We start from the raw sequence: 12404 nt of genomic DNA on the forward strand, positions 1-12404 counted from the left end.
AAGGTCCCAAGTATGAGAGCCTATCCACATGTGAAGCAAGTGTGGATAGGCTCAGGACATATTCCAGTATTCATATTTCATTTGTCGCATTACGTGTTTTCAAAGCCCGGCAAAGTAAGGAGCAAAGAGAGTAGAAGAGAAGGGACATTGAAATTCAAAGGTGCTTGTCAACAGGAATGGTTAACGTGATCGATGTGCCTTTGCCGACAACCGATTTCATACTCACCCCAGACCGGTCTCCATAATGCAGCTTCAGCCGCTCCAGTACATTGGTTAAACCGATCCCCGACATTTTCTCGGTTGTTTTTGCGGTTTCATTCTCCAAATCGCTCAATCCGCTCATCATTGACGCGATTTTTTCTTCAGACATTCCCTCCCCGTCGTCGGACACCGTAATGCTGAGCGAGTCAGCGTTCAGCTCCGTTTGCAAGGAAATTAAGCCTTCTCCTTTCCCGGCCAAACCATGGAATATGGAATTTTCCACTAGAGGCTGAAGGATCATTTTGGGAACAAGGAACGCTTCGTGTTCTTCCGGGACCTGATCTTCATAAACGATACCGGAACCGTATCTCATCTGTTGGATTTGCACGTAGGCTTTCAGCGTATTCAGTTCGTGCTGCAGCGGGACAAAATCGTTCTTGCGGTCGATGCTGTACATCAATATGAGAATCAGCGAGCGGACGGTTTCTTCAACCTGCTCTCTTTTATTTTGCCGGGATAAGCTGGATATGCATGACAAGGTGTTGTATAGAAAATGAGGCCGGATTTGGTTCAGCAGGAACCTCAGCTCAATATTCTTTTTCTTTTGTTCCGTCCGTTCGATATCTTCCACCAGCCGTTGAATCCGTTTAAGCATCGTTTGGAAGCTGTGTGCGAGCAGGCCGATTTCGTCGCTTCGGTCAGCCATATCCGAATGAAGCGTCAGTCTGCCGTCTTTAATCCGGTCCATCTGCTTGGCCAATTTGCGAATCGGCAGCGTCACTTGACGGCTGACAACAAGCACGCAGGCAAACAATAAGAAATACCACAATACGCCTAACTTTAAAATACGTGAAGTTAAGCCCTGCACCCCTTGCTGAAAAATCTCTTCTTTTGTCAGTGAAACGAAATACCAGCCAAGCCGGTTGCGGTTGCTTTTGGTCGCCATGACGGTCCCTGCGGGAGTATTCACATTATGAATGCCGTTAGGCAGCTCGAGCAGCTGCCGCAGCAGCTCCGAGGAAGCTGGCCGGTCGGATAGGCCGGGAGTTGAATCGGCTAATACGTCGCCATCGTAAGCGATCACATCGCCGAAAGTATTAAATAATACGTAGCTTTGATTCTGGTCGTACAGGAACCTTCCCAACTCTCGGGTTAATGAAAGCGTATCGAGCTCCGCAGCAATCGTCAGCTTGTCGTTACCCAGCGCATCTTTAACGGATAACACAAACGAGATGGTCATCTCGGTCGAGAGCGGAGAATAGTAGGGCCGGCTCCAGGAAATAACGCCCGGATTTTCGTCTGCGATCTTGAACAGATGGGCGATTTCCGGATGACCGATAATGTCGAACAGCACAGGGCTGCTGGAATAAACCACTCCGTCGCGGGTGCTGACAAATATATGATTGATGAGTCCTTGGTTGTTTTGAGAGTATGTGCGCAGCGTATTTTCAATCTCCGTTTTATCCGCTGGCTTGGAGAACACGGGATGCTGGGAGACGCTGAGCAGAATATTGCGGATGTTCTGCAAATACAGGTCCAAATATTGGCCGGTCCGCTCGATATATAAATTTTGGTCGTTTGATTTTTGTGCGATTAGCGCATCCTTGGAGCTGTCCGTTACGGTGTAAAGCAGCCCGAAGAGCACAAGCACGGTGGGGATGGTCAGCAGAACCATCAGCTTGGCGAAAATACCCATGCGGATTTGCGGGAACCGGTTCATGAGCTGCGATACTCCCTGGGTGATTTACCGAAATGTTTGCAAAATATTTCCGTGAAGTAACGGTAATTGGACATGCCGACTTTTTCGGCGATTTCATAGACCTTCAGGGTGCTGTTCTTCAACAGCTCCGCCGCTTGCTCCAGCTTGATCCTTTTGACGTAATCTTGAAAATATTCTCCGGTCTCCTTACGGAACAATGCGCCGAAATAATTAACGCTTAAACCGACCTGCGCAGCCACATCCGTCAAATTGATCGTTTCGGTTTTATGCTGTATTACATAATCGATCGCTTGGCTTACCTCGAGCCTGTACGCCTTTTCCGGTTTTAACGGAGCGGCCGGTGCCGACGGAATCGTTTTGCGCGCTTTATTCAGCGCTTCAAGCAGCTCTTGATCGCGGTAAATGCCTTTGACCAAATAATCTTTGGCGCCAAGCAGAAGCGCTTCGCGGACATAATCAAATTCCTTATGACAGGTCAGCAAAATAACCGGGAGTCCGATTTCCCGTTCCTGCAGTTTTCTCATTAAGCTAATCCCGTCCATGACAGGCATCATAATGTCGGTGATCAGGATATCGGGGGCGCTGCTTTCAATGAGTTCAAGCGCTTCCCGCCCATGTCTCGCTTCGCCGGCGAGCCGGAAGCCATGCTCCGCCCATGGAAACATGCGCATGCTTTCGCGTATCGGAATCTCATCGTCAACAATTAATACAGAGGCCTCTGTCATCTGTGATCCTCCCCGGGAATCATGATATGTGCTGGTTGACAAGGAATTTCGCGGCTGCTTCAAGCCCGCTGCAGATAGCTTCTTGCAACCTGACGTTACGGATAAGCCGATTTTTTACAGGGTGCATCTTAAGTATAGCAACTGGACGCTTTGCCGAATATCCGAAAATCAGCGATATTGTCAGTAAATCAACGATGGCGCCGGTCATCTGCGGGGAATCCGTGATTTCCTGACATAATCGTCGTCTATCCGTATATTCATCCCCGAAGATCAGCGGTTAGAATACGAAGTATGCCGGCAAGACAAAGCGAGAGCTTGGGGGGAAGCGAATGACGAAAGGACTGCGAGTGGTGTGGAGGTATCATACGTTATATTTGATGCTTCTGCCGGGACTCGTGTATTATGCGGTATACCGTTACGGGCCTATGTGGGGTGCGGTGATCGCATTTAAAGATTTCAACATTATGGATGGCATCTGGGACAGTCCGTGGGCGGATCCGTGGTATAAACATTTTGCTTATTTCTACGACTCGCCGTACTTTGGGCAAATTCTGCTGAATACGTTTCTGATCAGCCTGTATAAAATTGTTTGGGGTATGCCGCCGGGCATTCTGCTGGCGCTGCTGCTCTACGAGGTACGGAACGCCCGATTCAAAAAGTGGATTCAAACGGTCAGCTATTTGCCCCACTTTTTATCTTGGGTGATCATTTACGGCATGATTTTTGCTTTCTTGTCGGAAACCGGCGGTATCGTCAACCGATGGATCAAGGATTATATCGGCCATTCGATTCCGTTCCTGCAATCGACCGACTGGTTTCGCACCATTCTGGTCGGCTCCGAGGTATGGCAAACCGCCGGTTGGAGCGCCATCATCTATTTGGCCGCGCTGGCCGGAGTCGATCCGACCTTATACGAAGCGGCCCGCTGCGACGGTGCAGGGCGCCTGCGCATGTTATGGCATATATCGCTGCCGGGGATTCGCAGTGTCATTGTGCTGCTGCTTATTTTGAAACTGGGACACATACTGGATGCCGGCTTTGACCAGATTTATATCATGTATAACGTGCATGTCTATCCGGTCTCGGACATTATCGACACCTGGGTATTCCGGGTCGGGCTGGAGCAGCTTAATTTCAGCTTGGGCGCCGCGGTCGGCTTGTTTAAATCGCTCATCGGCCTTGCTCTTGTCGTTTCCGCCAACCGGATCGCCAGAAAATGGGGTGAAGGCGTATGGTAATGTCGGTCAAGGAGAAGTGGTTTCTCGGACTCGTGTATCTGTTGTTGTCGTTGTTTGCAGTCAGCATCGTTTTCCCGCTGCTGTATGTCGTCTCCGTTTCGGTGACGCCTTATAGCGAGCTGGTAAAGCATGGAGGGTTTGTCATCATTCCGAGCGCGGCGACGCTGGATGCATACCGCATTTTTTTAAGCGATTCGCTCATTCCAAGCGCTTACAAGGTGACGGTATTTATTACGGTGGTCGGTACGGCGGTCAATTTGCTGCTCACCTCGCTGATGGCGTATCCGCTCAGCAAAAAGTTTCTGCCGGGAAGAAATGTGCTGCTGTTTCTGATCGTGTTCACCTTTTTGTTTAACGGCGGCATTATTCCGACCTATTTAATTGTGAAAAGCACCGGACTGATCAACTCGGTATGGTCGATGATTATTCCGCTGGCCGTGACAACTTATAATTTATTAATCATGAAAACTTTTTTTGAAAACTTGCCGGAAAGCTTATACGAGGCGGCGCGTATCGATGGAGCGGGCGAGCTGCGTATTTTCGTCCAGCTGGTGCTGCCATTGTCGATGCCGATTATGGCAACGATCGGATTGTTTTACGCCGTTAATCATTGGAACGAATTTTTCCAAGCCATTATGTACATTAACGATACGTCCAAAAAGCCGCTGCAAGTCGTGCTCCGCGGTATTTTATCCAGCGCGTTAAATCCCGATCAGATGGCGTCTTTAGAGCAGACGCTGCCCAGCGAATCGCTGCAGATGGCGGCGGTTATCTTAACGGCGCTGCCGATTCTTGTCGTGTATCCTTTCGTCCAGAAATATTTTACACAAGGTGTTTTGCTTGGATCGGTTAAGGGCTAACATAATTCAATATAAAAGGGTGGTAATCGTATGAACAAAGGGTTGTTCCGGTCTCTTTCCGTGTTAACCGTATTATCGGCGGCTCTCGCCGGGTGCTCCTCCGGAGGTGTGCAGCAAACTCCCGCTGCGGGCCAAACTGCGGATTCGTCCGGGAAAAAAGCCGACGCGCCGGCTGCGGGAACTGCCGCTCCCTCCGCTAAAGGGCCGGTGAAGGTCAGCGTATTTGTATCGGGCTCCGGGGTGCCAACGCCGGATAAGGATCCGATCCTTCAGGAGCTGAACAAGGCGCTGAACATGGATTTGGAATTCAACGTCGCGACCAGCGATTATGCGCAGCAGCTGAATGTCAAGATCGCCGGGGGCACGCCTCCCGATATTTTTGAAGTGACCAAGGTTCAGCTGGAAGAGCTGGCGAAGCAAGGACTGCTGCTCGATCTGGCACCGTACATTGAGAAGATGCCAAACGTAAAAAAGACGTATACCGCTGAAGATTTAACCAAAGGAAAAGTCGGCGGCAAGCAGTATTCCCTGCTCAAGCGGGGGCTTCAGCAGCAGAACGCGCTGTGGGTGCGCAAGGATTGGATGGATAAGCTGGGCCTCAAGGAGCCCAAAACGCTCGACGAATTGAAACAGCTGCTGGTGGCGTTCACGGAGCAGGATCCGGACGGCAACGGTAAAAAGGACACCTACGGCTTGACCGGGGTCGGCGATTTTACCTCGATTAATGCGTTCAGTCCGATATTTGCCGCGTTTGGCGTGCCGATTCCCGGCAATTTCACGATCGATACCGGCAAGGTGACTTATTCGACTACCGATCCGCGGACGACAGAGGCGATTAAATATATTTCCGAGCTGATCAAGTTAGGGGTTGTCGATCCTGAGCTGATGGCCAACAAAGGGCTGAAAGACCAGCAAAAAGCGTTCCAAGGACTGGCCGGCGCGATTTACCGCGCATGGGGAGAACTGGCGAAGGATAACTATGTTGCCGATTACAAAAAGATTAATCCGAATGCGGATTGGCAGCCGATCGGCGCATTGACCGGGCCGGGCGGGACATTTGGCGGATTTTACGACGAAGGCAACGTGTTTGGCCGGATTGCTCTCCCGAAGAGTTTGGAGAAGAAGCCGGAAGTGCTGAACAAAGTGCTTGAGTATCTGGACTATATTACCGAACCCGGCAAAGGCCAGACGCTGGTCAACTTTGGAGTGGAGGGCAAGCATTATGAAATGGCGAACGGGCAGATGAAGCTGCTGCCGGCGATTTCCGAAACGGCATATGCCTTCCAGGTGCAGCTCACCGGGCGGACGGAAGGTCCTTATCTGAAAACGAAGTTCCCGAATCAGGCCAAATATATCGATTTTACTTACAATTTGCCGATGGTCAAAACATACACCGGTCTGGTATCTAACCCGGCGGGTGTGGTCGTTGACGACAAGAATCGTTTTGAACAAGAAGAGGTCATTAAATTCATGTACGGCAAACGCCCGATTTCCGAATACGGCCAATTCATCGATACGCTGAACAAAACCTATCAGCTGCCGCTTTATATGCAAGAGGCGGATAAAGCGCTGAAAAGTTTGGGTTATATCAAGTAACGGGCCGAGTACGGCCGAAGGGAGAAGCGGGTATGCACATTTTGGAGAAGGCAAGGGAAATTCCGGTATTTTATGAAGCTGACGTCTGTGTGCTCGGCGGCAGCTGTACCGGGGTGTTTGCCGCCGTCAGGGCGGCAAGGCTTGGAGCCAAGGTGGTCATTGTAGAGAAGCAAAATGCGTTTGGAGGCGTCGCTGCATCGGGATTGGTTAATGTATGGCACACGATTTACGATACGGTGTTTCAACGGCAAATTATTGCGGGCATGACGCTGGAGACCGTCGAGCGGCTTCGCCGCAGAGACGCGGTGGACGAAGAGCAGCGCAGCCATTCCGTCGGTTATGTGCTCAACACGGAGGAATTAAAAATCGAACTGGATGAGCTGATTAACGAAGCTGGCGTCAAGCCGTATTTGCATACGATGTTTGTTGCGCCGCATGTGGAGGACGGACAGCTTAAGGCGGTTATTGTTGAAAATAAATCCGGGCGGGGCGCTATTGCCGCCAACTATTTCATCGATGCTACGGGGGATGGGGATCTGTGCGCACGGCTTGGCTTAAGTCACCGCTTGTCCTCCCATTTCCAGCCTTCCACGATGTGCGCCAAGCTGAGCGGATGGGGAGCAAACGGCGATATCCAGGATTCGGTAACAGGCACTGACAAGTTAACGGGAATTGATCTGCACCAGGCCCGGCTGCAGTATAAGGATGAGTTCGGGATTCCCGAAGGTTTCGGGTGGGGACGGCACGTGCCGGGCAGCAGCGATACGTACATGTATGCCGGCACACGGGTTTACCATAAGAACAGCGCCGACGGTGAAGATTTGACCTTCAGCGAGATGGAAGGGCGGCGGCAGGTGCGGGCGATTATGGATTTGGTCCGCAAATACGGGCCGGATAACAAACTTGCCTTAGTTTCTTTGCCTTCGTATATCGGCACGCGGGAAACGCGCCATATGAACTGCGCTTACCGCTTAACCGGGGAGGATGTGCTGTACGGGAAACGGTTCGACGACGCCATCGCCAACGGCAGCTACCGGGTTGATGTGCATCATCAGGAGAAGCCGGGCCTCACATTCAAATATTTGGACGGCGAGCAGGTCTACATTCGTCCGGGGTATCCGCAAGAGGTCAGCCGCTGGAGAGGGCCGCTGGAGCAGGACCCGACGTTTTATCAGATTCCGTACCGCAGCTTGCTGCCCGATGGCCCGTTCCGCAATGTCATTGTGGCGGGGAGGATGCTGGATGCCGACGAGGAGGCGTTTGGCGGTGTGCGTGTCATGGTGAACATGAATCAGACCGGCGAAGCGGCTGGGGTAGCGGCGTATCTGGCATTGTCGCAAAGCAAAAGTTTCGGCGAGCTGGATTCGGGCCAAATCCGCAGCACGCTGACGCAGGGCGGTTCCCTCATCATTTAAGCTATTATAATTTCCGTGGCGGAAGCAAGTCTTCCGCCACATTTTTTCTATTTACCGCGAATCTACCTATTCAGCAGCGGCAGGATCTGATCCTTCTGGCGATGTAAGGTTTCGATTTGTTCGTGATCGCTCCATGGGGGAAACGGATACTGCCAATTATACGCTGTACGTCTTTATTGACCATCGTCTTCAAAATTTGAATCGGCTTGCGGTATTTTTTGTAATCGTAGTCGCCGGTTTTTGGATCGACAAATTCGTAAGGCAGCTCTTCGGGCGTATCGTAGGCGAATACGTAGCCGTCGCGCTCAGCGATAAAAACAAGCGGCGAATCCCCATATCCTTGAGCGATCCACTCCGCTTTGGTCATTCTAAATACGATGATGCTGAAGATCGGGCCATATAATTTGCCTCCGTAGCGAAAAATGAACCGAACCGTATATTCCGCATCGTTGAACCTGTTTTTTTTGCTGAGCACACAATACCTTCCCCAGTATTTGGGGATTTTCAGCGTAAAGCCGAATCTCGCATCCTTATACAAAATAGTGCTTTTCCCAGCCGGCATAATCTACCGCTCCTCTCCTTGCGTTTTCAACACAAAGATTGCTTATTTCATTGTATTCGAGAGGCGGGAGGATTAAAGCTTGAACCAAATGTTTTTGAACTGTACATTATCCGGCGAGTCCAGCGAAATTCCTTTCACCGATGAATGGAACACCGTTCTTAAATTGCGCCGATATAAAAACAGCAGCTGCCGCCTGTCGGTCAGCGCCGTTTCAATCTCCCTGAAAAGCTCAAGCCGCAGCTCGCGCGAGGGCTCTCCCAAAATCCGCTTTAATCTTTGCCGCACCAGCGCTTTGACCTCGGGTTTCAGATGGTTTTGCATGCTGTTGTATAAATCGATCAGCCGCAGCTCCACATCGTTGTCCAGGATCAGCGAAAACAGCAGCAAATCGGCATGCAGCCGGCGTTCCCCTTTAAAATCCTCCACAGGCAGCAGCATCACCTCCAGCTTCAACCCGGATTGCCGGGCCAGTTGCTGCAGCAGCAAGGCGTCCTGCTCATAGTGGGGAATCGTGCAAAGCCGGATCGTTTCTCCGCGGTAACCGGCTTGAAACAGCCTGGTACGGCTGGCTTCCGGATCGTTAGCGGCGCCATGGTCCGCGTCATCCGCAGCTTCGCCGACAAAGCTTACCAGCGGGGCGGCGTTGTCCGCCTTCAGCTCCCGCAGCAAGCTACCGGGGGACAACGTCTCGTAGACGGCGGCGCGAACTTCCTCATTTTCCAGCGGCCCTTGCTTTAGCAAATTAAAGGTAACAAACTTGCAGGTTGCGCCGCTGCGCTCCGCCTGGTTCCAGCCTTCCGAGGGCTCCTCCGGGAGCCGGTAATTGTGAATAATTTGAAAGCTCTCCATTGAACCCGGCGCTTCCGCAGCCTGCATATCCGGAAGATGCCACAGCTCCACCTCATCGAGATGGGCCCGGCCTTGAAAATAAGACGGGAACGCCTCCAGCACGCTGATGGACGCATCGTGCCTGCTGAGACGGAAAGGTCCGGTGCCGATGGGGGCGGACCCAAACCGGTCGCCGCGCTCTTCGCATATGTCCTTCGGTACGATCGAGGCGCGGTTGGTTCCCAGAAACGGCAGGAACAGCTCGTTAGGTTCGTGCAGCCGGATGCGAACGGTAATCGGATCCAACGCTTCGATCGTATCCATCTGTTCGTACACCCAGCGGTACAGCAGGCGGGAAGGCGAGGTTTTGAGACGATGCAGCGAATAAACGACGTCGTCTGCGGTCAGCTCGCGTCCGTGATGGAATAAGACTCCCTTGCGCAAATAAAAGGTCCAGGCCGTACGTCCGTCATCCGTTTCCCAAGCATGCGCCAGGTGGGGTTCGGTTGTTTGCTTCACCCGGTTATACCGCACAAGACTATCGAACAACTGATTCACAATTTGCGATTCCGCGGCAAAATTCATATGCAGCGGGTCCAATGTGGCGATTTTGGAAGTGACGGGGAATCGGAGCCTGTCGATACGCTTATCGTTGCGCAGCTCGCTGGAATGTCCGAAATGCCCGTTCAGCCAGTTATGAAAATGATCCTTCAGCGTAGCCGGAACCTCCGACACATTCATTTGCTCCAGAGCGCCGCGCAGATCTTTTTTCTGCACCAGATCCTGCGCCAATTGGATAATGACATCCTCCGTGCGAGCCAGAAACGTCAATTTGGATTTTTTGCCGCGGCCCCGTTCCGGAGACCAGGAGATCCAGCCGTTATCGCTCATCCTTTTGAGCAGCAGAACGGCATTGCGGTGCGTACAGCCAAGCGCCGCGGCGATTTCGTCAAGGGTGATGTCAAGCGAGGCGGTCTCTGCGGAAGAGGGCAGCTGCTGCCTCAAGCGGATATAGTGGCTTTCCAGTTTCATGGATTACCTCCTAAAACGGAAAATATGAAATTTCATGATATAAACTTACTCTTTTTATTCCTATTTTACAAACTACAATAAAAGTATAGGCCTGACTGGGCAAGGCCACTGAAAAAAGAGCGGAGTGAGCGAAATCATGCTGGAGAAGCGCCAGCGTTCGCTTTTGTCCCCGAATTTCACCTGCCGCAAGCAGGAAAATTCAAGAAATTCGGGGACAATTGGCGATCGGAAGCATGATTGCCTCATACAGCGTTCACTTTTTCTGTGGCCATGACTGGGCGGATATGCAGCCCGCAGAGCCGATTGCAATGAAAACCATAGGGAGGTTTCGAAAGATGAATATGTCAATCCATTGGACCGAGCAGCTTGCAGGCGAGATGGCGTCGTCGCTCATTCACTCCGAGAATCATAAAGACCTGGCGGAAAAGGTGCTGAAGTTGGTGCGCTTGATGTATCAACTGGAAAGAGGGGAGGACGGTACTGACGAAGAGGCGGTAGAGGATGCGCTGCTCCGGCTGCCGCGGCGTTGGCATGCGCTGATTTGGGCTGCGGCTGAATGCCGAAGCGGCCAAAGGCATTTATATGGCATCAGCTTGGAGCAGAAGCTGAATGAAGCCGAAGCGGAAGCATTTGCCCGCTATGCGGCGAGACAGGTCCGATTTTATTTTGAGTAAGGGAGGCTTGGCTTACAGATGAATGCGTCCATCGCTGCTTTTTTCATGCAATCCACTGATCGGAAACGTCTTATCCTGGCGCTGTGTTGCGGAATCGTGTTTGACCTGTTGTTCTACGACAAGGAGTTCGGCGTATCCTGTCTGCTGTTCACAGCCGTTATATATGCCTATTTCTATTTGGCGTCGCCGGAAGCGATGCCGCTGCGGTTCGGCAAACATCATCTTCCGCTGGTGCCTGTAGGTTTGCTTGCGCTGACCTATACGCTCGTATGGAGCGAGCTGTTCCGCTTCCTCAACGCGGCGGCCATTCCGGCGTTGATTGCCGCGCATACGACCAAGCTATACGGCGGCAGCAGAAGAGATTGGCAGAATGGCCGGTTCTACATGGATGTGCTTGACCAGGCGATAGCCAAAAGCATACGCCAACTGCCCCAGCCGTTCCGTATGATCGGCGATGCGCTGCGGGCCAGAATCACGGCCAGCCGCTTTCAAGGCGCAGTCAAGGTAGGCTTGGGATTGCTGATTGCCGTCCCGCTGCTGGGGGTTGTCGTCGCGTTGCTTGCTTCGGCGGATAAAATGTTCAGCCGGCTTTTGGGTGAGCTGCCGGATCTGTTCGGGCATCTCGATTTGGGCGCCCCGCTTCGCCATGGGATGCTCATATTGCTCATCGCCGTGGCGTTGTTCTGTTATGTGCGAGGATTGCTTGTTCAAGGCCGCTCCACAGCTGAAGTTATAGCAGCACCGGCCGAACTCAACCAAGGGATGAGGTTCGATCCGGTCGTAACGGTGACCGTGCTTGCCGCGCTGAATTGCGTTTATGTGTTGTTTACACTGGTGCAATTTTCTTATTTATTCGGAGGCGGAGGAACGCTGCTGCCCGAAGATATGACTTATGCCGAATATGCAAGACGGGGCTTTGCCGAGCTGGTCGTCGTAACAGTCATCAATTTTACGCTGCTGATGGCGGTGCTTCATGGCGTAAACAAAACCGGCGCCAAGTTATACGCAGCGGTCAGACTGCTGCTGGGCGTGCTGGTGTGCTGTACCGGCGTGATGTTGTTCTCGGCATTTTACCGGCTGTCGATGTATGAGGAAGCGTACGGCTACACCTATACAAGGTTGTTGGTACATGCATTTATGGTATTTCTGCTTGTGCTTTTTGTCCTGGCATTAGTGAAACTTGCGCGTGAACGGTTTTCTTTGGCGAAGCCGTATATGTTGGCGGCGATTGCGTCTTATCTGCTTCTGAATTACATCAATGTGGATGCGGTGATCGCCAAAAACAACATCGCCCGGTATGAGACTTCCGGGAATATCGACGTTGCTTATTTGGCCGGCTTGTCTTACGACGCCGTGCCGCAGCTCATCCGTCTGTACCGTGACCATCCCGAGCTGCCGGGGTTCGAGGCCGGTTTGCAGCGATTGCGCGAACGTGCGGAGAGGCCGCAAGCGTGGGCTTCATGGAATCTTTCAAAACATAAAGCGGCTCAGATGCTTGCCGGATTGGGCAAGCCTTAAAGATCAGCTTTAAGCGGCGGAGCGAACCGAAAGCT

The 12404-nt window shown here is 52.0% G+C and carries 10 protein-coding genes; 6 read left to right on the forward strand and 4 right to left on the reverse strand.

The features are described 5' to 3' along the window. Nucleotides 1-154: 154 nt before the first annotated feature. Nucleotides 155-1921: a cache domain-containing sensor histidine kinase gene (locus tag EYB31_RS14385; RefSeq protein WP_131014027.1), complete on the reverse strand. Its 1767-nt coding sequence runs from the start codon at nt 1919-1921 to the stop codon at nt 155-157. Continuing rightward, on the reverse strand, nt 1918-2646 hold the full coding sequence (locus EYB31_RS14390; RefSeq protein WP_131014028.1) for a response regulator transcription factor: 729 nt from the start codon (nt 2644-2646) through the stop codon (nt 1918-1920). Before EYB31_RS14390 ends, EYB31_RS14385 begins: the two co-directional genes overlap by 4 nt. A 329-nt stretch (nt 2647-2975) precedes the next feature. Here EYB31_RS14390 and EYB31_RS14395 point away from each other — a divergent pair, with 329 nt between their 5' ends. Genes EYB31_RS14395 through EYB31_RS14410 form a run of 4 tightly spaced genes read left to right on the forward strand, consistent with a single transcriptional unit; the run spans nt 2976 to nt 7755 of the window. Next, nucleotides 2976-3884 carry an ABC transporter permease gene (locus tag EYB31_RS14395; RefSeq protein WP_131014029.1) on the forward strand — a complete coding sequence of 303 codons (909 nt, stop codon included), beginning with the start codon at nt 2976-2978 and terminating at the stop codon, nt 3882-3884. After that, the gene (locus EYB31_RS14400; protein WP_131014030.1) at nt 3878-4744 is read left to right on the forward strand and encodes a carbohydrate ABC transporter permease; all 867 of its coding nucleotides are present in this window, start codon (nt 3878-3880) and stop codon (nt 4742-4744) included. Before EYB31_RS14395 ends, EYB31_RS14400 begins: the two co-directional genes overlap by 7 nt. A gap of 30 nt (nt 4745-4774) precedes the next feature. Continuing rightward, nucleotides 4775-6340: an extracellular solute-binding protein gene (locus tag EYB31_RS14405; protein ID WP_131014031.1), complete on the forward strand. Its 1566-nt coding sequence runs from the start codon at nt 4775-4777 to the stop codon at nt 6338-6340. Nucleotides 6341-6372: 32 nt separating this feature from the next. Then, nucleotides 6373-7755 carry an FAD-dependent oxidoreductase gene (locus tag EYB31_RS14410; protein WP_131014032.1) on the forward strand — a complete coding sequence of 461 codons (1383 nt, stop codon included), beginning with the start codon at nt 6373-6375 and terminating at the stop codon, nt 7753-7755. Nucleotides 7756-7825: 70 nt separating this feature from the next. Here the strand turns inward: EYB31_RS14410 and EYB31_RS14415 are convergent, their stop codons facing one another. Together EYB31_RS14415 and EYB31_RS14420 are read right to left on the reverse strand one after the other, a co-directional pair. After that, nucleotides 7826-8317: a hypothetical protein gene (locus tag EYB31_RS14415; protein WP_131014033.1), complete on the reverse strand. Its 492-nt coding sequence runs from the start codon at nt 8315-8317 to the stop codon at nt 7826-7828. Nucleotides 8318-8389: 72 nt separating this feature from the next. Beyond that, nucleotides 8390-10177 (reverse strand): ABC transporter substrate-binding protein, encoded by a 1788-nt coding sequence (locus tag EYB31_RS14420; protein WP_131014034.1) that lies wholly within the window; start codon nt 10175-10177, stop codon nt 8390-8392. A gap of 335 nt (nt 10178-10512) precedes the next feature. Here EYB31_RS14420 and EYB31_RS14425 point away from each other — a divergent pair, with 335 nt between their 5' ends. Together EYB31_RS14425 and EYB31_RS14430 are read left to right on the forward strand one after the other, a co-directional pair. Further along, nucleotides 10513-10851 carry an aminoglycoside adenylyltransferase domain-containing protein gene (locus tag EYB31_RS14425; RefSeq protein ID WP_165452428.1) on the forward strand — a complete coding sequence of 113 codons (339 nt, stop codon included), beginning with the start codon at nt 10513-10515 and terminating at the stop codon, nt 10849-10851. 18 nt (nt 10852-10869) lie between these two features. Beyond that, nucleotides 10870-12369, forward strand: coding sequence for a DUF4153 domain-containing protein (locus EYB31_RS14430; protein WP_131014036.1), 1500 nt, complete (start codon nt 10870-10872; stop codon nt 12367-12369). Nucleotides 12370-12404: the final 35 nt, after the last annotated feature.

Origin of the sequence: Paenibacillus thalictri, from assembly GCF_004307995.1 — a bacterium.
In the GTDB taxonomy this organism is placed as follows: domain Bacteria; phylum Bacillota; class Bacilli; order Paenibacillales; family NBRC-103111; genus Paenibacillus_AF; species Paenibacillus_AF thalictri.